Here is a 23,579-nt window from a genome sequence, read left to right as displayed (position 1 = left end):
GCACCCACTTCGCCGTCCCAATACGCCATCAAAAGCACCACTTGGGAAGGCCAGACGAATCCTGATGGGGAACTCAATGTCGTTCATCGGCCGTGACATGGCTGTCGACCTCGGGACCGCCAACACGCTGGTGTACGTCAGGGGTCGCGGGATCGTACTCAACGAGCCTTCCGTCGTCGCGATCAACACCAACACCGGTGGCATCCTCGCGGTCGGCTCGGAGGCGAAGAAGATGATCGGGCGGACGCCGGGCAACATCGTTGCCGTGCGTCCGCTGAAGGACGGCGTCATCGCCGACTTCGAGATCACCGAGCGCATGCTCCGCTACTTCATCCTGAAGATCCACAAGCGGCGCTACCTCGCCCGTCCGCGTGTCGTCGTCTGTGTGCCCTCGGGCATCACAGGTGTCGAGCGCCGCGCCGTCATCGAGGCCTCGTCCCAGGCCGGCGCGCGGCAGGTGCACATCATCGAGGAGCCCATGGCCGCGGCCATCGGCTCCGGCCTGCCGGTCCACGAGGCCACGGGCAACATGGTGGTGGACATCGGCGGCGGCACCACTGAGGTCGCGGTCATCTCGCTCGGCGGTATTGTCACCGCTCAGTCGATCCGCGTCGCGGGCGACGAGCTGGACAACGCGATCATCCAGCACATCAAGAAGGAGTACTCCCTCCTTCTCGGTGAGCGGACGGCCGAACAGATCAAGATCACGATCGGTTCGGCGTACGACCTCGACAATGACGAACACACCGAAATCCGCGGCCGGGACCTGGTGTCCGGCCTGCCCAAGACCGTCGTGATCTCCGCGGCCGAAGTCCGCAAGGCCATTGAGGAACCGGTCAACGCGATCGTCGACGCCGTCAAGACCACCCTCGACAAGTGCCCGCCGGAGCTGTCCGGCGACGTCATGGACCGCGGAATCGTTCTGACCGGCGGCGGAGCCCTGCTGCGCGGCCTCGACGAGCGGCTGCGCCGCGAGACCGGCATGCCGATCCACATCGCCGAGGACCCGCTGGACAGCGTGGCGCTCGGCTCCGGCAAGTGCGTCGAGGAGTTCGAGGCGCTCCAGCAGGTACTGGACGCCCAGCCGCGCAGATGACGTAACGCTTCGATTCCGCCGTACGAGATGATCCCTTCTCGTGCGGCGGATCGTTGATCCCGAGGCATAAGCTCCCCCAAAGGGCCCCAGCGGCGATCAAGGCCAACCAAAGGGCTTCGCTTCGCCCGGGGCACACGAATTCCGACGAGGAAGGCACGGCCGCCGCACGTGAGGGACACACGAGAGAGCCGGCTGCTCCTGGTGCTGCTGATCGCCATCGCGTTCGCACTGATCACGGTGGACATCAGAGGTGGCGAGGACTCACCGGTCGACGGTGCCCGACAGGCCGCCGCGACCGTCTTCGGCCCGATCGAGAACGGGGTGTCCGGCGCGGTCGACCCCGTCGGCAACGCGATCGCGGCCGTCCGCGACTCCGGCGGCCGGCACGACCGGATCGCCGAACTGGAGCGTGACAACGCGGCGTTGAAGGCGAAGCTCGGCAGCGACGACCGCAACCGCAGCCGCCTGAAGCAGCTCAACAAGATGATCAAAGTCGCGGGCGAGGGCCAGTACGGCATCAAGGGCGCCGAGGTCATCGCCATAGGAGCGGCCCAGGGCTTCTCCTGGACCGTCACCATCGACGTCGGCGCGAACGACGGCGTCAAGCGCGACATGACCGTCCTGAACGGCGACGGCCTGGTCGGCCGCGTCACCACCGTCGGTCCGAGCACCGCCACCGTGCTCCTCGCCAACGACCCCGACTTCACCGTCGGCACGCGCATGGAGTCCACCGACGAACTCGGCTTCGCCTCCGGCCAGGGCGACCGCCCGCTGCGCGTCGAACTGCTCAATGGCAAGGCCAAGATCGAGAAGGGCGACCGGCTGGTCACCTTCGGCTCGCAGGCCGACAAGCCGTTCGTGCCCGGCGTCCCGGTCGGCGTGGTCTCCCGCGTCGACCCCTCCGGCGGCGGCCTGACCCGCACGGTCTACGTGAAGCCGTACGTCTCCTTCACCAAGCTCGACATCGTCGGCGTCGTCGTCGCGGCGCCCAAGCGGGACCCGCGCGACGAGGTGCTGCCACCCAAGCCCAGACCGACCCCCACGCCGACCGTGACCGTGACGGTCACCCCCTCGGCGAACGCACCCATCGACGGCCAGCAGCAAGAGCAGTAGGAGCCGAATCCCATGCGTTTCAACCGGATGCTCCTGTCCGCCACCCTGGTGGTCGTCGCCCTGGTCATCCAGGTGAGCGTCTTCGCCCGGCTGCACCTGCCGGGCGCCGTCCCCGACCTGCTGCTGCTCACCGTGCTCGCCCTCGCCATGGTCTACGGCCACGTCGGCGGCGCACTGATCGGCTTCGCCGCGGGCCTGCTCGCCGACCTCGCACCGCCCGCCGACCACGCCGCGGGCCGCTACGCCCTGGTGCTCTGCGTCATCGGCTACCTCGCCGGGCTGATCAAACCCGAGAACGGCCAGATCAAGTCCGCCACCGGACCCATGGCCGTGGTCGTCGGCGCCGCCATCGGATCCACCCTGCTGTACGCGGGAGTCGGCGCCCTCGTCGGCGACACCGCCGCCCGCCATGTCGGCCTCGGCAGCCTGCTGTTCACCGCCGCGCTGTACGACCTGCTGCTCGCGCCCTTCGTGGTCCCGGGGATCATGGCGCTCGCCCGGCGGGCCGAGAACGACCCCCTCGCCGAGACCAGTTCGTCCGCGAAGACGGACGTCTCCGCGGGCTGGCTCTCGTCCGGCACAGGCCTGCGCATCGGCAACCAGAGAAGCGGCCTGCGCGTGAAGGCGGCGAAGGCCCGAATGGCCCGCGCCGGACGCATCAAGGGGGTCAAGCGGCTGTGAGGACACGTCAGCCGGGCCCCTGCGCACACAGGTTGGCCGTGTACTCGTATGCCTCGTACACACACTGAGAGGGGGAGGCAGCAGCAGTGACGAACATCCCGGAGACCGGACGGACCCCACGGGTTCAGATCAGGCTCGTCGTCATCCAGATTCTTGTCCTTTCCCTCCTCGGCACCCTCGGCGGCCGCCTCTGGTACCTCCAGATCCGCAACGGCGACGAGTACGCCAAGGAAGCATCCGGCAACCACGTCCAGCAGGTCGTGCAGCCCGCCGTCCGCGGCTCGATCCTCGACGCCCGCGGCGTGCCCATCGCCGACAACGAGACCCGCCTCGTCGTCTCCGCCTCGCGCACCGACCTGCTGAAGATGGCCGACGACGGCAAGGCGGTCCTCACCAAGCTCGCCGGCGTCCTCGCCATGAAGCCCGCCGACGTCATCCAGAAGGTCCGGCTGTGCGACGCCAAGACGCCGCAGCCCTGCTGGAACGGCTCGCCCTACCAGCCCATCCCGATCACCGACGAGGCCACCGCCAAGCAGGCCCTGCAGATCCGCGAGCGCTCCGAGGACTTCCCCGGCATCACCGCCGAACCCGAGGCCGTACGCCGCTACGCCGCCCCCGGCAAGGCCAACACCGCGCAGGTGCTCGGCTATCTCTCGCCCGTCACGGACGAGGAGATCACCAAGGCCAAGGACACCGACTCGCCCTACCTGCGCTCCGACCAGGTCGGCCGCAGCGGACTGGAGCGCCAGTACGACAAGGAGCTGCGCGGCAAGGCCGGCGTCACCCGCTACGAGGTCGACAACCTCGGCCGCGTCATCGGCAAGGCCAAGTCCGACGCCGCCGAGCCCGGCTCCAACCTCGTCACCAGCATCGACTCCCGCGTCCAGCGCATCACCGAGTACGAGCTGAACCAGGCCATGAAGAAGGCCCGCGAACAGTTCGACAAGATCACCGGCGAGAACTACAAGGCCGACTCCGGCGCGGCCGTGGTCATGGAGGCCAAGACCGGCCGGATCGTCGCCATGGCGTCCGCGCCGACATACGACCCGAACGCCTGGGTCGGCGGCATCTCCGCCAAGGACTACCGGCAGCTCACCGGCAAGGACTCCGACTACCCGCTGCTCAACAGGGCCATACAGGGTCAGTCCGCGCCCGGTTCGACGTTCAAGGTGGTCTCCACGGCCGCCGCGGTCGAGGCCGGCTACGAGTGGGACGGCGGCTACCCCTGCACCAGCTCGTATTCGGTCGGCGGCCAGGTCTTCAAGAACTTCGAGGGCGAGAGCTTCGGCCCCATCTCCCTGGGCCGCGCCCTGGAGGTCTCCTGCGACACCGTCTTCTACGGCCTCGCCGACCGCGAGTGGAAGAAGGACGGCGGCATCAACCCGAAGAAGGGTGAGCCCAAGGACTACTTCTACAAGACCGCCCACCAGTTCGGCCTCGGCAAGGAGACCGGCGTCGACCTCCCCAACGAGGTCACCGGCCGCGTCCCCGACCGCCAGTGGAAGCAGAGCTACTGGAAGGCCAACAAGGACGGCTGGTGCAGGACAGGCAAGAAGAACGGCACCTACGTAGAGAAGATCGCGTACGAGAACTGCCTCGAAGGCAACAAGATGCGCGAGGGCGACTCGATCAACTACTCCATCGGCCAGGGCGACACCCTCGTCACCCCGATCCAGGAGGCCATGATCTACGGGGCGATCGCCAACGGCGGCACGGTCCACACGCCGACCATCGGCAAGGCGATCGTCAGCGCCGACGGCAGGACCGTCCAGGAGATCAAGCCCAAGGCCAAGGGCAAGCTGCCGATCAGTCAGGCCACCGTCAAGGGCATGGACAAGGCCCTCGCCGGCGTCATCACCAGCGGTACCGCGGCCTGGAAGTTCGGCGGCTGGCCGCAGGACAAGATCGAGCTGCACGCCAAGACCGGTACCGCCGAGGTCTACGGCAAGCAGACGACGTCCTGGTTCGCCACGTACAGCAAGGACTACACGATCGTCATGACGATCGCCCAGGCCGGTACGGGTTCCGGCGCCTCCGGTGAGGCCGTGCGCAACATCTACAGCGCCCTGTACGGCGTCCAGGCCGACGGCTCGGTCGACAGCAAGAAGGGCCTGCTGCCCACCCCGCAGAAGAGCCTGCCGAAGATCCAGACCGACGGCTCGATCGACTCCCCGAAGGTCTCCAAGGACCCGGCCAAGGACCTCGTGGCCGGCCAGAAGAGCGAGGACGCCGCGGGCGACCAGCAGACGCCGGCGACCACCCCGTCACCGACCACCCCCAACCGCGACACCCGAAGGCGTACTGCCCGTCCGAAGAAGCGGCGGAGGCTCACCCCATGACCGGCGCGAACAACTTCTCCGTCTCCGGCTACGGACCCGAACGCGCCGGCTGGACCCGGCTCTTCGCCCGCGACTCGGTGACCCGCCGACTCGACTGGCCGATGCTGCTCGCGGCCGTCGCGCTCTCCCTGATGGGCTCGGCGCTCGTCTACTCCGCGACCCGCAACCGCACCGAGATCAACCAGGGCGACCCGTACTTCTTCCTGATCCGGCACCTCATGAACGCCGGCATCGGCCTCGGCCTGATGGTCGGCACGATCTGGCTCGGCCACCGCACCCTGCGCACGGCCGTACCGATCCTCTACGGCGCCTCCGTCTTCCTGATGCTGCTGGTGCTCACCCCGCTGGGCGCGACGATCAACGGCCAGCGCAACTGGCTCGCCCTCGGCGGACTGTCGCTCCAGCCCGCCGAGTTCGCCAAGATCACGATCATCCTCGGCATGGCGATGCTGCTCGCCGCCCGGGTGGACGCAGGCGACAGGCAGTACCCCGACCACCGCACCGTGCTCCAGGCACTCGGCCTCGCGGCCGTCCCGATGCTGGTCGTGCTGCTCATGCCCGACCTCGGCACCATCATGGTCGCCGTCGTCGTCGTGCTCGGCGTGCTGCTCGCCTCCGGCGCCTCCAACCGCTGGGTCTTCGGCCTGCTCGGCGCGGGCGCGCTCGGCGCCGTCTCGATCTGGCAGCTGCACCTCCTCGACGACTACCAGATCAACCGCTTCGCCGCCTTCGCCAACCCCGACCTCGACCCGGCCGGCGTCGGCTACAACACCAACCAGGCCCGCATCGCGATCGGCTCCGGCGGTCTCTTCGGCACCGGCCTCGGCCACGGCTCGCAGACCACCGGCCAGTTCGTCCCCGAACAGCAGACGGACTTCGTCTTCACGGTCGCGGGCGAGGAACTCGGCTTCGTCGGCGCCGGACTGATCCTTCTCCTGCTCGGCATCATCCTGTGGCGCGCCTGCCGCATCGCCCGCGAGACCACCGAGCTGTACGGCACGATCGTCGCCGCCGGCATCATCGCCTGGTTCGCCTTCCAGGCCTTCGAGAACATCGGCATGACGCTGGGCATCATGCCGGTCGCCGGTCTGCCATTGCCCTTCGTCTCCTACGGCGGATCCTCGATGTTCGCCGTATGGGTGGCCGTCGGACTGCTCCAGTCGATCAGGGTGCAGCGGCCGATGTCGGCGTAACCGGTGGTGGACGGCGCGGCCGCGCGACGCGGCGCGGCCGGACGATGTCGCGGCGCGGGCTGCGGGGCCCTGCCCACAGGGCCCCGCAACCACTAGATTCATGTCATGGCGGAGACGAAGCGCGAAATCGAGCGCAAGTACGAATCCGACGAGAGCGGGCTGCCCGACCTGACCGGTGTCGCCGGCGTCGAGACCGTCCTGGACAAGGGCGTCATGGAGCTCGACGCCACCTACTACGACACCGCGGACGAACGCCTCGCCGCGTCCTCGATCACCCTGCGCCGCCGCACCGGTGGCTCGGACGCGGGCTGGCACCTGAAGTTCCCCGTCGCCCAGGGCGTGCGCGACGAGATCCAGGCCCCGCTCTCCGACACCCTCCCCGACGAGTTCGCGGGGCTGCTGCGCTCCCGGGTCCGGAACGCCGAGCTGCTGCCCGTGGTCCGGCTGCGCTCGGCGCGGGACGTGCGTGAACTCCTCGACACGGAGGGCAGCCTCCTCGCCGAGATCAGCGAGGACGCCGTACAGGCGGAGCGGCTCTTGGGAGGGGACGGCAGCGCCCAGTGGACCGAGATCGAGGTGGAGCTCGCCGACGGCGGCGACCCGGCCTTCCTCGACAAGGTGGAGAAGCGGCTGCGCAAGGCGGGTGTACGGCCCTCGAAGTCGGCGTCGAAGCTCGCGCGGGCCCTGGCCGAGACCGCCCCGAAGAGGCCCGACCCCGGGCCCCTGGAGGACCCCGTGACCGCCGCCGACCACGTGCTCGCGTACGTCCGCGCCCAGCGGGACGCGATCGTCGAGACGGACCCCGCAGTACGCCAGGACGCCGAGGACTCCGTGCACAGCATGCGGGTCGCCACCCGCCGGATGCGCAGCACCTTCAAGTCGTACGGCAAGGTCCTCGACCGGGCCGTCACCGACCCGATCGGCGACGAACTGAAGTGGCTGGCCGGTGAGCTGGGCGTGGACCGGGACCGCGAGGTGCTGAACGAACGCCTGCGCACGGCACTCGACGAGGTGCCGCACACGCTGGTCTCCGGACCGATCGCCGAGCGGCTGAGCCGCTGGGCGGGCGACAAACCGGGCGGGGCGAGCGCCAGGCTGATCGGCGTTCTGGACTCCCACCGCTATCTGGCCCTGCTCGACGCCGTGGACGCGCTGCTCGCCGACCCTCCCCTGTCGAAGGCGGCCGGGAAGCAGCCCGGCAAGGTGCTCACCAAGGCCGTACGGAAGGACTTCGGGAAGGTCACCGCGCTCATCGAGCAGGCGCTGGACCTGGAACCCGGCACCGACCGGGACATCGCCATCCACGAGGCCCGCAAGAAGACCAAGCGCACCCGCTACGCGGCGGAGGCGGCCCATCCGGCCCTGGGCAAGCCGGCCAAGGAGCTGGTCAAGTCCATGAAGGCCCTGCAGAACCTGCTCGGGGAGCACCAGGACAGCGTCATGGCCCGGCAGACCCTGCGCGAGCTGTCCGCGGTCGCGCACGCGGCGGGGGAGAGCGCCTTCACCTACGGGGTGCTGTACGGGCGCGAGGAGCGGCGGGCGGAGCTTGTGGAGGCGGCGCTGCCGAAGGAGTGGGAGACGATCGAGCAGGCGATGGGGGTCTGACCGTACGGACGATTGGCGGTCCGGCCGTACGGACGATGGTGGTCCGGCCGTACGGACGATGGTGGTCCGGCCGTACGGGAAGGGCGGTCTGTTCGTACGAGGGGCCACCGTGACCGCGTTAGGCTAGATGGTCACCCCTGTCCGTTCAGATCGCTTCCGATCGCTCACGAAAGTCGCGAGATGCCTGCCGAAGCCGCTGTATCGGTGTTCCCGCAGCTCGAAGCTCTGCTCCCGCATGTGCAGAAGCCGATCCAGTACGTCGGCGGCGAGCTCAACTCCACGGTCAAGCCCTGGGAGTCCTGCGACGTCCGCTGGGCGCTCATGTACCCCGACGCGTACGAGGTCGGACTGCCCAACCAGGGCGTCATGATCCTCTACGAGGTCCTGAACGAGCGCGAGGGCGTGCTCGCCGAGCGCACCTACAGCGTCTGGCCGGACCTGGAGGAGCTGATGCGCGAGCACCGGGTCCCGCAGTTCACGGTGGACTCGCACCGCCCGGTCAAGGCGTTCGACGTGTTCGGCCTGTCCTTCTCCACGGAGCTGGGCTACACGAACATGCTGACGGCCCTCGACCTGGCCGGAATCCCGCTGGAGTCCAAGGACCGCACGCTCGACGACCCGATCGTGCTGGCCGGCGGCCACGCCGCCTTCAACCCCGAGCCGGTCGCCGACTTCATCGACGCGGCGATCATCGGTGACGGCGAGCAGGCCGTGCTCGACATGACCGAGATCATCCGCGCCTGGAAGGCGGAGGGCCGCCCCGGTGGCCGCGAGGAGGTCCTCTTCCGCCTCGCGAAGACGGGCTCGATCTACATCCCGGCGTTCTACGACGTCGAGTACCTCGCCGACGGCCGTATCGCCCGCGTGGTCCCCAACAGGTCGGGTGTCCCGTGGCGCGTGTCCAAGCACACCGTCATGGACCTGGACGAGTGGCCCTACCCCAAGCAGCCGCTGGTCCCCCTGGCCGAGACGGTCCATGAGCGCATGTCGGTGGAGATCTTCCGCGGCTGCACGCGCGGCTGCCGGTTCTGCCAGGCGGGCATGATCACCCGCCCGGTGCGCGAGCGCTCGATCACGGGCATCGGCGACATGGTGGAGAAGGGCCTGAAGGCGACGGGCTTCGAGGAGGTGGGCCTGCTGTCCCTCTCCTCCGCGGACCACTCGGAGATCGGCGAGATCGCCAAGGGTCTGGCGGACCGCTACACGGAGGACAAGATCGGCCTCTCCCTCCCCTCCACCCGCGTGGACGCCTTCAACGTGGACCTGGCCAACGAGCTGACCCGCAACGGCCGCCGCTCGGGCCTGACCTTCGCCCCCGAGGGCGGCTCCGAGCGCATGCGCAAGGTCATCAACAAGATGGTCTCGGAAGAGGACCTGATCCGTACGGTCTCCACGGCGTACGGCAACGGCTGGCGCCAGGTGAAGCTGTACTTCATGTGCGGCCTGCCCACCGAGACCGACGAGGACGTCCTCCAGATCGCCGACATGGCGATGAACGTCATCGCCGAGGGCCGCAAGGTCTCCGGCCAGAACGACATCCGCTGCACGGTCTCGATCGGCGGCTTCGTCCCCAAGCCCCACACGCCGTTCCAGTGGGCGCCGCAGCTGTCGGCGGAGGAGACGGACGCCCGTCTCACCAAGCTCCGCGACAAGATCCGCGGCGACAAGAAGTACGGCCGCTCCATCGGCTTCCGCTACCACGACGGCAAGCCCGGCATCGTCGAGGGCCTCCTCTCCCGCGGCGACCGCCGCATCGGCGCCGTCATCCGCGCCGTCTACGAGGACGGCGGCCGCTTCGACGGCTGGCGCGAGCACTTCTCGTACGACAGGTGGATGGCCTGCGCCGAGAAGACGCTGCCCGCGATGGGCGTCGACGTCGACTGGTACACGACGCGCGAACGCACGTACGAGGAGGTCCTGCCCTGGGACCACCTGGACTCCGGCCTCGACAAGGACTGGCTCTGGGAGGACTGGCAGGACTCCCTCGACGAGACCGAGGTCGAGGACTGCCGCTGGACGCCGTGCTTCGATTGTGGGGTGTGTCCGCAGATGGACACGCACATCCAGATCGGCCCGACGGGTCAGAAGCTGCTACCTCTGACCGTCAAGAAGGACGCTGCGAGCAGCGGGCACACGCACTGACGTGAGTGAGGCGTTGGGGGACGGCAGCGAGGAAGAGGTGGCTGTCGTCCTCAGGGAGCTCGGAGCGCGGACTGGACGGCAACCGACCGTGCGGTCCTTGGACTCCAGCGGGATTTCAGCCTGGTCCGTGCGCTCAGCCGGCAGCTCGGTCCTGCGGTTGCCATTCGCGGGGCCAGTTCCCGGATGGCGGCGAAGGCCTGGTGGCCCCAGGTCACGCCGGGCCGAGGCGTAGAACGCGTCGCCTTGGCCTGCCATGGACAGGCGTCGGACGCCTTGCTCCGGGTGTCTTTGGTGTGGCGTGGCCCTTTGTCCCGGTCGTCACTTGTGGCCCGCCGAGCGGGGTTGGGTTGTCGGAATCCGCCGGGTGAAGAACAGGGACAGCAGTGCGGTGAGGGCCAGGATGGCGAGTGCGGCGCGCAGGCCGTCCAGCCTCGCCGCGGCGTTCGCGTCGAGCGCGGCCTCGGTCACCCTTGTGCTCGTCCCCGCCTCGTTCAGGGTGCTCTTGAGCTGGGCGTCCGAGAGGAAGGGCGCGCCGCTCTCGAGTTGCACGGTCGCCTGGCTCTTCACCCCGGCGGGGATGTCTGGGTTCTGCTCGACGGTGGTCAGGAACGAAGTCGTCAGTACGGCGATCATGATCGACCCGGCGAGTGCCGTACCGATCGAGGCGCCGAGGTTGGTCACGGCGTTCTGGACGCCGCCGACCTCCGCGCTCTGTTCGTCCGGCACCGCGGACACGGTGACCGATCCGAGCTGGGACGCCAGCGCGCCCATGCCGAGCCCGATCAGCAGGAGCGGGATGGTGACGATCTCGGCGCCCGCGTCCGCGTCGAGCGCCGCCATCAGGGCCACCGCGCCGGCGAACAGTGCGAGAACGCCGAGTCGTACCACTCGGCGTGGTGAGACGTTTGGCCACAGGCGCGGGATCAGGATCGCCGCGGCCAACAGCGTCAGCGAGAGGGGCAGGATGCGTGCCCCGGTTTTGAGCGCGGACAGGCCAAGGGCGACCGACAGATAGAGCGGTACGACGAAGAACACGCCCATCTGCACGAGGTATTGGAAGAAGAACATCGTCAGGCCACCGGTGAGGTGCCGGTTCCGCAGCAGGGCCGGGTCCACCAGCGGCTCCCTGCCCCTCTCGGCGAGGTGGGCCTCCCAGTGCAGGAGGAGCCAGATCAGGAGCACGCCTGCCAGCACCAGCCATACGACCAGTGAGATGCCGAGCCAGGAGGGGGCGTCGGGCTTGGGCAGGAACCAGCCCCACTCGCTCGATCGCAGTACGCCATAGACGAAGGTCCCCAGGCCGAGGGCGCAAAGCAGGGCGCCCAAGAGGTCGATGCGCGGGCGGGTGTCCGCCGGTGCGTCGATGATGCGTCGTCCGAGTACGAGGATGCCGATCACGATGCCGACCTCACCGGCGAAGACCCAACGCCAGGAGAAGAACGTCGTCGCGACGCCACCGATGAGCGGCCCGACCGCGATCGCCGCGGCTCCTGCGGCGGCGACGAGTCCGTAGGCGGCGGGCCGGCGTTCCGCCGGGAAGTTGCCGGCGACCAGCGCCACGATCGCGGGCAGGATGAGCGCCGCCCCGACGCCTTCGAGGAACGACCAGCCGAGCAGGAGAACGGGAAGGTTCGGAGCGAGAGCCGTGGTGAGGGATCCGCAGCCGTAGATGACGCAGCCGATCAGAAAGGCCCGCTTGCGGCCGATGAGTGCCCCGACCTTGCCGCCGGGGATCATGAGCATGGCCATCACGAGGGTGTAAGCCGTGATCGCGCCCTGGATCCCGGTCACGGTCGTGCCCACGTCGTCGGCCACCGTCGCGATCGAGACGTTCATGACGGAGCTGTCGAGCGCCATCAGGAACTGCCCGGCCGCGAGTGTCAGCAGGACGAGCCCCGCTTTCGTCGAAGTCTCAGGAGTGCCTGCCCCGGATGCCATGGCCACCAGGGTCCCAGCAGGCCGGGGCATGGCTCCGCGACCCGCCACGGAGGTCAGCCGGTTGGCGGCCTCGGCGCGGATACGCGCCGCGACCTGCCCGCACATGGGCACGACCATTCGCGGGCCTCGGAGAGTTCTTTCTTTTCCGTTCGCAGGGCGCTTCGTGCGTGCCATGATGCTAGGTCTCGACGCGGTCATCACCCGGGGGACGGGGGAACGAGTGAACAACGCGCTGCCGGTATTCGGCGCCCTCGCAGGTGCGTTCGTGGCCATATCCGGTCCGATCTATCTCGCCGCATTGACGGTTCTGCACGGTGATCCCGCCCATGAGACGGAGCCGCAGAAGGCAGTGCGTGAGAAGCGAGGGCGGAAGATACGCAAGAGTGCCCACGTATTTGTCTGCTGCGGGGTATTGATCTTCCTGGTCGGCCTGATGGTGAACAGGTTCGGTGGAAGCGATGCCGTCAAGGCCGACGCGAAGGAGTCCCTCTCGCCGTCGCCGGACGGCGGCCCTTCCCCCAAGCCGGACCCCACGGACTCCGCCAGTGACCCGGCCCCGACCGACCCGACCCCCTCCGAGACCGACAGCCCGACCGGCGGCCCGAGCCTCGACCCGACCTCGGCCGCGCCCACCGGCGCACTGTCTCTCTATCTGTCCGAACTGGATGTCACCGCGCGCAAATCCGCTGGATACGATGCCGCGAACCCGCAGATAATGGGTACGACTTACGCCCACAGCGCTTCCCTCGACGAACCGGACTGCTACCGGAAGGTCAGCGATTCCTGGGTTCAATGGGCTGTCCCCGGCGATTATCGTCGACTGGAGGCAACCGTCGGATTCAGTGACAGCAACAAAGCGCAGCTTCTCTCGGCGACGCTGAAAGTGACCGTCAATAACGTGGTCAAGTGGACGGGCACCGTGACGACAGGTGACAAGCCCTTGAAGATGGAAGCCGATGTGAGCGGTGGCCAACTGCGCATTGCAGCCACCTTCGTCAATCACCAGGACGACTGCTCGGGGTCCGACCAACTCCTCCTCGGGGACGCGCAGCTGACGGGATGAGTGAGCGTCACCTCCGCGAGGGTCGCCTCCCGTCCGCGAGAAGCACATCCCGATCGACCGCATCCAGACGGGCACCTGAAGCGTCTACGCAGGTATGGATTTCGAAAAGGCGCCCGTCCAGGCACCCCCGCCGCAGTCGCCCGAGGGGTGTCTCGCGGTGGCGATCCGCCTCCCGGTGCGGATCGTCGTGCTCGTGCTGGTCGTGCCGGTGCGGATGGTGTGGGACGCGCTGGTCGTGGGCGGGCGGTTCCTGAACGACACGCTGCTGCGGCCGCTGGGGCGGGCGTTGCTGTGGGTGGGCCGGGCGTTGTTCGTGTGGCCGTGGGTGGCGCTGTGGCGGTATGCCGTCGTGCCGGCAGGGAAGGGGCTCGCCTGGCTCGGCCATGCACTGCTCGTGGTGCCCGCGGTGTGGGTGTACCGGCAGGTGCTCACGCCCCTGGGGCGCGCGATCGCCTGGCTGGTGCGGGGTGTCGGGACCGGGCTGGCCTGGGTGTTCGGCGTCATCGGGGCCGCGCTCGGCTGGCTGATCGGGGTCATCGGAGCCGGCCTTCGCTGGGTGTACGCGCGCGTGCTGACGCCCGTCGGGCACGCGATCGCCTGGGTGCTCAAGGGCATCGGGGCCGTGCTCGCGGCGGTCGGGATCGGGATCTACACGGGCGCCGCATGGCTGGTGCGGTACCTCGTGGTCGTGCCCGCGCTGTGGATCCACCAGTACGTGCTGACGCCTGTGGGGCGGGCGATCGCCTGGGTGGCCGAGGGCGCCGCCTGGCTCGTACGGATGATCTTCACCGGGATCGGTGCCGTCTTCTACTGGACCGCGCGCATCCTGCTCGTGCTGCCCGCCCTCGCCGTGTGGCGGTGGGTCCTCGTGCCCGTCGGGCGGGTGCTCGCCGTCGTCGTGCGGGAGGTCGGCGAGGCGCTCGGGCATGCCTGGCGGATCGCCGGGCGGATCTCGCTCGCCGTCGGGCGGTTCCTGGGCACCCTCTTGCGGTGGATCTTCGTGGAGCCGGTGCGCTGGGTGTACCGGACCGTGCTGACCCCCCTCGGGCACGTCGTGCGCGACACCGTGCTGCGGCCCGCCGCCGAGGCCGCGCGCAGCGTCGGCCGCGCGACCCGGCAGGCGCTCACCGCCGCACGCGAGTCCGCCCGGCAGGCCCGCGCCGACTTCCGCCGGATGCTCTTCGGAACGCCCGCGGAGCCGCAGGCCGTGGCCCGCCGGGAACCGGCAGCGGCCGAAACACGTACTCTTGGTAGCAGTACGACCGCTCTCACGAAGGACTGAACGACACTGGGCAAGCGACAGCCCGAAGGCCCGCCGCCCGCACCCGCGGTGCAGCGCATCCGCCTGCGCTACACCAAGCGCGGCCGCCTCCGGTTCACCAGCCACCGTGACTTCCAGCGCGCTTTCGAGCGTGCGCTGCGCCGCGCCGAGGTGCCCATGGCGTACTCGGCGGGGTTCACACCGCACCCGAAGGTGTCGTACGCCAATGCCGCACCCACCGGCACGGGCAGTGAGGCGGAGTATCTGGAGATCGCCCTCACCGAGGCGCGTGACCCGGACAAGCTGCGCGAGCTCCTCGACGAGTCGATGCCCGTCGGGCTCGACATCATCGAGGCGGTCGAGGCCCGCACCTCGGGTCTCGCCGACCGGCTCACCGCATCCACCTGGGAGCTGCGCCTCGACGGCGTGGCACCCGAGGACGCGGAGCGCGCCGTCGAGGCCTTCAAGGCGGCGGACGCCGTCGAGGTGCAGCGCAAGACCAAGAACGGCATCCGCACCTTCGACGCCCGCGCCGCTGTAGCGAGTCTCGAGGCGCACTCTCCCCAGGCTGATAGGCCGACAGACCAGGCCTGTGCGATACTGCGCCTGGTTGTTCGGCACGTGACGCCTGCCGTACGACCCGACGACGTCCTGTCCGGTCTCCGAGCTGTGGCCGACCTGGCGCCGCCGGTCCCCGCAGCGGTGACCAGGCTGGCGCAGGGGCTTTTCGATGAAGAGACCGGCACGGTGACCGACCCGCTCGCGCCCGACCGCGAGGCAGCAGCGACCGAGCAATCCACGGTCGCCGCGACTGCCACCGCGAAGGCGCCGGCGTAGGGAAGGTTCCGCGTAAGGACGGACGTCGTAGCGTCGCCCTCGTACTCGGGAGCCACCTGGGTCGGGCAGCGCACCGACCAGAAGACTTTCGCCAGGCCGTACGCACACATGGCGTACGGAACCGGCGAGACAGGACACAGAGAGCTCCCGTGCGGCGCCCGCGCCCCGGACGGCGGCACCGCGCATCGCGCGAGCCGCGGACGTCACCGGTACTGCCGGACCAGGCGCGGCGCCCGGGAGCCTGACGGGAGATCCACCCGCATGCTCGAACCGACCGAACCCACTGAGTCGTCCGTGGGACCCGACAACAACACCCCCAGCGACACCCTGCCGCCGCGGCGCCGCCGCCGCGCAGCGTCCCGCCCCGCGGGACCGCCCTCGGGTGTCTCGGAAGCCGCAGCCGAGGCAGCGGCCGAGACCACGGCGCCGGCCATACCGGCTGTGGCGTCCTCCGCCGACCTCGCGGCCTCCGAGCCCGACGAGGCCGTGGAGACCGCAGAGACAGCGCAGGCCGCAGAAGCCGAAGAGGCCCCTGCGGCGCGTCCGCGCCGCCGTGCCACGCGCCGGGCCTCCGCCCCCACCGGAGCGCCGCAGGCCGCCGAGGTCGTGGAGCCCACCGCGGAAACCCCCGCGACCGAGGCGCCCGCTGCCGCCGAGGTCACCGAGACCCCCGCGCCCGCCGCCGAAGAGGCCGCGCCCGCCGGGCGTACGCGCCGTCGTGCGACCCGCCGCGCCTCCGCGCCCACCGGTGCGCCCGCTGCCGCCGAGGCCGAGCCGGCGCCCCAGCCCGAGCCCGTCGTGGAGCCGGAGCCCGTCGCGGACGCGGAAGAGGACACCGCTCCCCGCCGTACGCGTCGGCGCGCCACCCGGCGCGTGTCCGCGCCCGCCGGTGCGCCTGAGGGCGACGCCGCCGACGAGCGTGTGGAGGCGCCCGTGACCAGCGAGACCAAGCCCGCCGAGACCCCTGAGCCCGTGGCCGCCGAGACGGCCGAGGCCGAGGAGGCCGCGCCGCGTCGCGGCCGTCGCCGTGCCACCCGTAAGGCCGCTGTCGGGTTCTCCGCGCCCGCGCCCAAGGAGCGCGCCGAGGACGAGGGGGCGCGCCGCCCGGCGCGTCCGGCCGTCGCCGTGTTCCAGGCGCCCGTGTTCACCGAGCCGATGTTCCAGACGCCGGAGCGCGCTGCCGCCGCCGCTGCCGCCGAGGCGGCCGAGGAGGAGGCAGCGGAGGCTCCGGAGGCCGTCGAGCCCGAGGAGGCCCCCGAGGCCGTCGCCGCCCCCGCGGTCGTCGAGGAGGAGACAGGCCCGCGCCGTCGCCGCCGTCGCCGTGCCGTCGAGGAGGCGCCCGCGCCCGTGGCCGAGGAGCCCGTCGTGGAGCCCGAGGAGGCCGTCGAGGAGGAGTCCGCCGAGGACGCCGCCGACGATGACGACTCCGAGGAGACCGGCTCCCGCAGGCGCCGCCGCCGTGGTGGGCGCCGCCGTCGCCGGGGCGAGTCCGCGGACTCGGACGCCGAGGGCGGCGAGGACGACTACGCCGCCGACCAGGCCGCGCAGGACGCCGAGGACACCGCCGAGCAGGTCGAGGAGGACGCCGAGGACGAGGACGAGCGCGAGGAGGCGGGCGGCTCCAGCAGCAGCCGTCGCCGTCGTCGCCGTCGTCGTCGCGCCGGTGACTCCGGGACCGAGGCCGAGGCCGGTGACGGCGACCCCGAGCGCACCGTCGTGAAGGTCCGCGAGCCGCGCAAGGCCAAGGACGAGCACCCGTCGGACGAGGTGCAGTCCATCAAGGGCTCCACCCGTCTGGAGGCCAAGAAGCAGCGCCGCCGTGAGGGGCGTGAGCAGGGCCGCCGCAGGGTCCCGATCATCACCGAGGCCGAGTTCCTGGCGCGCCGCGAGGCCGTCGAGCGTGTCATGGTCGTCCGCCAGAGCGGCGAGCGCACCCAGATCGGCGTCCTTGAGGACAACGTGCTCGTGGAGCACTACGTCAACAAGGAGCAGTCGACCTCGTACGTGGGCAACGTCTACCTGGGCAAGGTCCAGAACGTGCTGCCTTCGATGGAGGCCGCCTTCATCGACATCGGCAAGGGGCGCAACGCCGTCCTGTACGCCGGTGAGGTCAACTTCGAGGCGCTGGGCATGGCCAACGGCCCGCGCCGTATCGAGGTCGCCCTCAAGTCCGGTCAGTCGGTGCTCGTCCAGGTGACGAAGGATCCGATCGGCCACAAGGGCGCCCGTCTCACCAGCCAGGTCTCGCTGCCCGGCCGCTACCTGGTCTACGTCCCCGAGGGGTCGATGACGGGCATCAGCCGCAAGCTGCCCGACACCGAGCGCGCGCGTCTGAAGACCATCCTCAAGCGGATCGTTCCCGAGGACGCGGGCGTCATCGTGCGCACCGCCGCCGAGGGCGCCAGCGAGGACGAGCTGCGCCGTGACGTCGAGCGGCTGCAGGCGCAGTGGGAGGACATCCAGAAGAAGGCGAAGAGCGGCAACGCTCCGACCCTGCTGTACGGCGAGCCGGACATGACCGTCCGTGTCGTGCGCGACATCTTCAACGAGGACTTCACCAAGGTCATCGTCAGCGGTGACGAGGCGTGGCAGACCATCCACGGGTACGTCGCCCACGTCGCGCCCGACCTGGCCGACCGTCTCTCGAAGTGGACCTCCGAGGTCGACGTCTTCGCGACGTACCGCATCGACGAGCAGCTCGCCAAGGCGCTCGACCGCAAGGTGTGGCTGCCCAGCGGCGGCTCGCTGGTGATCGACAAGACCGAGGCGATGATCGTCGTCGACGTCAACACCGGGAAGTTCACCGGTCAGGGCGGCAACCTCGAAGAGACCGTGACCAGGAACAACCTGGAGGCGGCCGAGGAGATCGTGCGCCAGCTGCGGCTGCGCGACCTGGGCGGCATCGTCGTCATCGACTTCATCGACATGGTCCTGGAGTCCAACCGGGACCTGGTGCTGCGGCGTCTGCTGGAGTGCCTGGGCCGTGACCGTACGAAGCACCAGGTCGCCGAGGTCACCTCGCTGGGCCTCGTCCAGATGACGCGCAAGCGGGTCGGCCAGGGCCTCCTGGAGTCCTTCTCCGAGACCTGTGTCCACTGCAACGGCCGTGGCGTGATCGTGCACATGGAGCAGCCGACCGCCGTCGGTGGGGGCGGCAAGCGCAAGAAGCGTGGCCGCGGTGGTGCCGAGCAGGAGCACACGCACGAGCACGAGTCCGTGGTCACGGACGCCGAGGAGCTGGAGAGCGAGACCGAGGCCGAAGTGGCCGCCGAGATCGCCGCGCCGGTCGCGCTGTCCGAGTCGGCCGTGGCGGAGCCGCTGAGCGACGCCTTCGTGCCCGACGACGAGCTGTACAGCAGCGCCGCCGAGGCGGAGGCCGCCGCGACCCGTGGGCGTTCGCGGCGCCGGGCCACCCGGCGGGCGTCCGCTCCGGCGGGTGCGCCGCGGGCCGAGGGCCGTCCCAGCCGGCGTGAGGAGCGTGCCGAGCGCGCCCTCAAGAGCCGTGAGGCAGCCGAGTCGGAGCCGGTCGCGGTCGAGGACCCGGTCGTCGAGGCGCCGGTCGCCGAGGCACCGGTTGTCGAGACCCCGGTCGTCGAGGCTCCCGCCGCCGCGCAGGAAGCCGTACAGGACGACGCCGCTCCCAAGGGCCGTACGCGCCGTCGTGCGACCCGCAAGGTGTCCGCCCCGGCCGGTTCGCCCAAGGCGGCGGACGAGGCCGTGACGGTCACGGAGCCGGTCGCCGAGCCGGTCCGGGCGCCCGAGCCCGAGGCCGTCGAGGCGAAGCAGCCGGAGCAGGTCGCCGAGGCGCCCGCCGAGACGCCCGTCGACAGCGCCGCCCCGGCCCGTCCGCGCCGTCGTGCGACCCGCAAGGCCACCGCGCCCGCCGCGTCCGAGGAGGCGGCCGTCGTGGTCGTCCCGTCGGTCACCGCGGAGAGCGCACCCGCCGAGGTCGTGGCCGAGACCGGGTCCGACGCCGAGGCGGCTCCGGCCAAGAAGGCGGCCGCTCGCAAGACGGCGAAGAAGGCGACCGCGAAGAAGGCCGCCGTCAAGAAGACCGCGGCCAAGAAGACGGTCGCCAAGAAGACGACGGCCAAGAAGGCGACCGCGAAGAAGGCGGCCACCAAGACGGCGTCGAAGAAGACCGCGGCGGCGGAGCAGACGGTGCCCTCCGTCACGGCTTCGGCCGACGAGGCCTGATCGACCATCGCCCCTGGTCCGGTGGTGAATCCACCGGGCCGGGGGCGTCGGCGTGAGCGGCCGCACTCCCGCGGGGCCCGACCTGGTTTGACCCTTTCGGTCGTGGCCCCGTAACCTTGACCGTCGGCGTGTCCATCGATACGCCGCACCCCGTAAACCTCTTCCTCCCGGCGCCTCGCGCTTCGGGAGAGGCCGCTCGCGTAAGCGGGTGGCTGGACTGCGGGGTTCCGATTTCGAGCGAAAGAGAGATCCGCGTGTACGCCATCGTGCGCAGCGGTGGTCGCCAGCACAAGGTTGCTGTCGGCGACATCGTTGAGGTTGACAAGATTCCCACCGCCAATGTTGGCGACACGGTCGAGCTCTCGACCCTGCTCGTTGTCGACGGCGAAGCCGTGACGAGCGACCCGTGGGTGCTGGCCGGCATCAAGGTTCAGGCCGAGATCGTGGACCACCACAAGGGCGTCAAGATCGACATCCTTCGTTACAAGAACAAGACCGGCTACCGCCGTCGTCAGGGCCACCGCCAGCAGTACACGGCGATCAAGGTCACTGAGATCCCCGCGGCTGCGAAGTAAGGGACTGAGGAGAGATGGCACACAAGAAGGGCGCATCGTCCACCCGGAACGGTCGCGACTCCAATGCTCAGCGGCTCGGCGTGAAGCGCTTCGGCGGTCAGGTCGTCAACGCCGGTGAGATCCTGGTCCGCCAGCGTGGCACCCACTTCCACCCCGGCGCCAGCGTCGGCCGTGGCAAGGACGACACGCTGTTCGCGCTGGCCGCCGGTGCGGTCGAGTTCGGCACGCACCGTGGCCGCAAGGTCGTGAACATCGTTCCGGTCGCCTGACCGGATCTTTCGCGAGGCGGACCTCACTTCCCCTACGGGAAGCGGGTCCGCCTTTCGCGTGTTTTAACTGAGGTAGTGATCTCTGAGCAGCGCTTGCAGAGATCGCAGCGATTGCAGAGATTTTTCCGTACGTATCTGGAGGCACATCCCATGACCACCTTCGTGGACCGCGTCGAGCTGCACGTCGCCGCGGGTAGCGGAGGCCACGGCTGTGCCTCCGTCCACCGGGAGAAGTTCAAACCCCTCGGTGGCCCCGACGGGGGCAACGGCGGCCGTGGCGGCGATGTGATCCTGGTCGTCGACCAGTCGGTCACCACGCTCCTCGACTACCACCACAAGCCCCACCGCAGCGCCACCAACGGCAAGCCCGGTGAGGGCGGCAACCGCTCCGGCAAGGACGGCCAGGACCTCGTCCTGCCGGTGCCGGACGGCACGGTCGTCCTCGACAAGGCGGGCAACGTGCTCGCGGACCTGGTCGGCCAGGGCACGTCGTTCGTGGCCGCCGAGGGCGGTCGCGGTGGCCTCGGCAACGCGGCGCTGGCCTCGGCCCGCCGCAAGGCGCCCGGCTTCGCCCTCCTCGGCGTGCCCGGCGGCATGATGGACATCGTCCTGGAGCTGAAGACGGTCGCGGACGTGGCCCTCGTCGGCTACCCGAGCGCGGGCAAGTCCTCGCTGATCTCGGTGCTGTCCGCCGCCAAGCCGAAGATCGCCGACTACCCCTTCACGACCCTCGTCCCCAACCTGGGCGTGGTCACCGCGGGCGAGACGGTCTACACGATCGCGGATGTGCCCGGGCTCATCCCCGGCGCCAGCCAGGGCAAGGGCCTGGGCCTGGAGTTCCTGCGGCACGTGGAGCGGTGCAGCGTACTCGTGCACGTGCTCGACACGGCGACCCTGGAGTCCGAGCGCGACCCGATCTCCGACCTCGACATCATCGAGGAGGAGCTGAAGCAGTACGGCGGCCTGGACCGGCGTCCGCGCATGGTCGTCCTCAACAAGATCGACGTACCGGACGGCAAGGATCTGGCCGAGATGGTCCGCCCCGACCTGGAGGCGCGCGGCTACCGCGTCTTCGAGGTGTCGGCGGTCGCGCACATCGGTCTGAAGGAGCTGTCCTTCGCGCTCGCCGAGGTGGTCGGGGGCGCGCGCGCCGCCAAGCCGAAGGAGGAGGCGACCCGCATCGTCATCCGGCCGAAGGCCGTGGACGACGCCGGCTTCACCGTCGTACAGGAGGAGGACGGCCTCTTCCGGGTCCGCGGCGAGAAGCCCGAACGCTGGGTCCGCCAGACCGACTTCAGCAACGACGAGGCCGTCGGCTACCTCGCCGACCGTCTCAACCGCCTCGGCGTCGAGTCGGAGCTGATGAAGGCGGGCGCCCGCTCGGGCGACGGCGTGGCCATCGGCCCCGAGGAGAACGCGGTCGTCTTCGACTGGGAGCCCACCGTCATGGCCGGCGCGGAGATGCTCGGCCGCCGCGGCGAGGACCACCGCCTGGAGGTGCCCAGGCCGGCCGCGCAGCGCCGCCGCGACAAGCAGGCGGAGCGGGACGAGTCGGACAAGGAGTACGACGACTTCGAGCCGTTCTAGAACGCCACCGCCGGTGCCATTGCTGTGGCGGCCCTTTCCCTCGGGCCTTTGTTCCCTCGGTCGTAGGTGAACGCGGGGGAAAGTCACGGCATGGACAGGGCAACCAACCGGGCGGACCGGGAGTCGTAGTGGGCGCGGATGAGGATCTTCCTCTCCGCGCCCACTTCTCTTCCAGCCCCCCGGAGTCGACGTGTCCCAGCCTGCTGCTCTGCGCAGAGGTGCGGTGGTCGCCCTCGCACTGCTCGCCGCGATCGCCGTTCCGCCGCTCGCCCATGCACAGCCCGCCGCCCCGGGGACCCGTGCCGACTTCAACGGCGACGGGTACGAGGACCTCGCTGTCGGTGCGGAGCGGGCCACCGTCGGCGGGAAGTCGGCGGCCGGGTACGTCGCCGTCGTGTACGGCTCGGCGCACGGGCTGAACCTCGCGACCAAGAAGGTGTTCACGCAGGCGAGCGCGGGTGTTCCCGGGACGCCCGAGAAGGGCGACGCGTTCGGTGGCCGGCCGGCCACCGGCGATCTGGACGGCGACGGCTACACCGACCTGGTGGTCCCGGCGGCCGGAGAGAAGTGGCAGCGGGGCGGCGTCGATGTCACGGGCAGCGTGACCGTGCTGTGGGGCGGGGCGAGCGGCCTGTCCGGCGGAACGATCCTGCTGCCCGACGGACCCGGTATCGGTTCGTTCGCGGCCGTGGGCGACTTCGACGGCGACGGCCACGCCGACCTGGCCACGTACGGCGGTCTGCGGCTCGGCCCGTTCACCCGCGCGGGCGCGTCGGCCCGTACGCAGGAGGTCTCCTTCACCGACGGCGACTCGAACCTGCTGGACGCCGCGACCGGGGACGTCGACGGTGACGGCATCACCGACCTCGTGACCCTGACCGCGCCGTGGGACCACGACGACCCGGGCGACGACTCCGCTCACCAGGCCCACTGGCTGCGCGGCACCCGCGGCGGGCTCGCCCCCCTCACCACGCTGAAGGACGGCGAGGGCCGGTTCATCGAGGCGGGCAACAGCATCGCGCTGGGGGATGTGAACGGCGACGGCCGCGACGACCTGGTCTTCGGCCGCCCGCTGCCCGCCAACTCCCCCGGGGAGCTGTCCGACCCGCGCACGTACGGCTCGCGGGTCGGCGTCGTTCTCGGCGGCGCGCGGGGCCCGCGGGCCGCGGATCCTCGCATGCTCGACCAGGACACCCCGGGCGTCCCCGGGGTCGGGGAGCCGGGTGACTTCTTCGGCGCGGACGTCGCCGTCGGGGACGTGAACGGCGACGGGTACGGCGACATCGTGGCCGGCAACCCCGGCGAGGACTTCTCCGGAGTGCGGGACGCGGGCACTCTCGCCGTGATCCCCGGCGGCGCGTCGGGGCCGACCGGCGCGGGCTCGAGGGTGTTCAGCCAGAACAGCGCGGGGGTTCCCGGCAGCGCCGAGCGCGGGGACTCCTTCGGCGCCGCGAGCACCCTGCTCGACACCGACAACGACGGCCGTGTCGATCTCGTCGTGGGTTCCCCCGGCGAGAACACGGACGCCGGCTCGGTGACGGCCCTGCGCTCCACCGCCTCCGGAGTCACCGGCACGGGGTCCGTCTCCTTCGGCGCGGGCACGCTCGGCACGGATCCGTATCGCGCCCGTCTCGGCGCCGCGTTCGCGAACTGAGCCACCGCCGACTCGGCCCCCTGCCGGCT

Annotated in this window: 16 protein-coding genes; 15 read left to right on the top strand and 1 reads right to left on the bottom strand. The window is 70.3% G+C overall.

The window, feature by feature from the left end:
• The first annotated feature begins 76 nt into the window (after nt 1-76).
• The 7 genes from ABZS97_RS19885 to ABZS97_RS19855 all read left to right on the top strand — a co-directional run bounded on the left by ABZS97_RS19885 (nt 77) and on the right by ABZS97_RS19855 (nt 10,169).
• A complete protein-coding gene (locus tag ABZS97_RS19885) occupies nt 77-1,096 on the top strand; it encodes a rod shape-determining protein (RefSeq protein ID WP_355492528.1) in 1,020 nt (339 codons plus the stop codon).
• A 168-nt stretch (nt 1,097-1,264) separates the two neighbouring features.
• Nucleotides 1,265-2,209, top strand: a complete 945-nt coding sequence (mreC, locus tag ABZS97_RS19880; protein ID WP_356139582.1) for a rod shape-determining protein MreC — start codon at nt 1,265-1,267, stop codon at nt 2,207-2,209.
• Nucleotides 2,210-2,221: 12 nt separating this feature from the next.
• Nucleotides 2,222-2,890 (top strand): rod shape-determining protein MreD, encoded by a 669-nt coding sequence (gene mreD, locus ABZS97_RS19875; protein WP_356139581.1) that lies wholly within the window; start codon nt 2,222-2,224, stop codon nt 2,888-2,890.
• An 86-nt stretch (nt 2,891-2,976) separates the two neighbouring features.
• Nucleotides 2,977-5,229 carry a penicillin-binding protein 2 gene (mrdA, locus tag ABZS97_RS19870; RefSeq protein WP_356139580.1) on the top strand — a complete coding sequence of 751 codons (2,253 nt, stop codon included), beginning with the start codon at nt 2,977-2,979 and terminating at the stop codon, nt 5,227-5,229.
• Complete coding sequence (rodA, locus tag ABZS97_RS19865; RefSeq protein WP_356139579.1) at nt 5,226-6,422, top strand: rod shape-determining protein RodA; 1,197 nt, start codon at nt 5,226-5,228, stop codon at nt 6,420-6,422. Before mrdA ends, rodA begins: the two co-directional genes overlap by 4 nt.
• A gap of 105 nt (nt 6,423-6,527) precedes the next feature.
• Nucleotides 6,528-8,027, top strand: coding sequence for a CYTH and CHAD domain-containing protein (locus tag ABZS97_RS19860; protein ID WP_356139578.1), 1,500 nt, complete (start codon nt 6,528-6,530; stop codon nt 8,025-8,027).
• Between the two features lie 180 nt (nt 8,028-8,207).
• Nucleotides 8,208-10,169: a TIGR03960 family B12-binding radical SAM protein gene (locus ABZS97_RS19855; RefSeq protein WP_356139577.1), complete on the top strand. Its 1,962-nt coding sequence runs from the start codon at nt 8,208-8,210 to the stop codon at nt 10,167-10,169.
• Between the two features lie 318 nt (nt 10,170-10,487).
• On the opposite strand, the gene ABZS97_RS19850 is transcribed toward ABZS97_RS19855, so the two are convergent.
• Complete coding sequence (locus ABZS97_RS19850; RefSeq protein ID WP_356139576.1) at nt 10,488-12,107, bottom strand: MFS transporter; 1,620 nt, start codon at nt 12,105-12,107, stop codon at nt 10,488-10,490.
• 220 nt (nt 12,108-12,327) lie between these two features.
• On the opposite strand from ABZS97_RS19850, the gene ABZS97_RS19845 reads away from it, so the two are divergent.
• The 8 genes from ABZS97_RS19845 (at nt 12,328) to ABZS97_RS19810 (ending at nt 23,550) form a co-directional block, all read left to right on the top strand.
• Entirely contained in the window at nt 12,328-13,170 is an 843-nt protein-coding gene (locus ABZS97_RS19845; RefSeq protein ID WP_356139575.1) for an NPCBM/NEW2 domain-containing protein, read from the top strand.
• 94 nt (nt 13,171-13,264) lie between these two features.
• Nucleotides 13,265-14,452, top strand: a complete 1,188-nt coding sequence (locus ABZS97_RS19840) for a hypothetical protein (protein ID WP_356139574.1) — start codon at nt 13,265-13,267, stop codon at nt 14,450-14,452.
• A 48-nt stretch (nt 14,453-14,500) separates the two neighbouring features.
• The gene (locus tag ABZS97_RS19835; RefSeq protein WP_356139573.1) at nt 14,501-15,268 is read left to right on the top strand and encodes a TIGR03936 family radical SAM-associated protein; all 768 of its coding nucleotides are present in this window, start codon (nt 14,501-14,503) and stop codon (nt 15,266-15,268) included.
• A gap of 261 nt (nt 15,269-15,529) precedes the next feature.
• On the top strand, nt 15,530-19,465 hold the full coding sequence (locus ABZS97_RS19830) for an Rne/Rng family ribonuclease (RefSeq protein WP_356139572.1): 3,936 nt from the start codon (nt 15,530-15,532) through the stop codon (nt 19,463-19,465).
• Between the two features lie 254 nt (nt 19,466-19,719).
• Nucleotides 19,720-20,040, top strand: a complete 321-nt coding sequence (gene rplU, locus ABZS97_RS19825) for a 50S ribosomal protein L21 (protein ID WP_356139571.1) — start codon at nt 19,720-19,722, stop codon at nt 20,038-20,040.
• Nucleotides 20,041-20,054: 14 nt separating this feature from the next.
• Nucleotides 20,055-20,309 carry a 50S ribosomal protein L27 gene (rpmA, locus tag ABZS97_RS19820; protein ID WP_006374707.1) on the top strand — a complete coding sequence of 85 codons (255 nt, stop codon included), beginning with the start codon at nt 20,055-20,057 and terminating at the stop codon, nt 20,307-20,309.
• 150 nt (nt 20,310-20,459) lie between these two features.
• Entirely contained in the window at nt 20,460-21,896 is a 1,437-nt protein-coding gene (gene obgE / locus ABZS97_RS19815; protein WP_356139570.1) for a GTPase ObgE, read from the top strand.
• A gap of 190 nt (nt 21,897-22,086) precedes the next feature.
• Nucleotides 22,087-23,550: an FG-GAP and VCBS repeat-containing protein gene (locus ABZS97_RS19810; RefSeq protein ID WP_356139569.1), complete on the top strand. Its 1,464-nt coding sequence runs from the start codon at nt 22,087-22,089 to the stop codon at nt 23,548-23,550.
• Nucleotides 23,551-23,579: the final 29 nt, after the last annotated feature.

Origin of the sequence: Streptomyces sp. NPDC005485 (genome assembly GCF_040606085.1) — a bacterium.
In the GTDB taxonomy this organism is placed as follows: domain Bacteria; phylum Actinomycetota; class Actinomycetes; order Streptomycetales; family Streptomycetaceae; genus Streptomyces.
The sequence above is the reverse complement of the archived record's forward strand: the minus strand, read 5'-3'. Positions and strand labels throughout refer to the sequence as shown.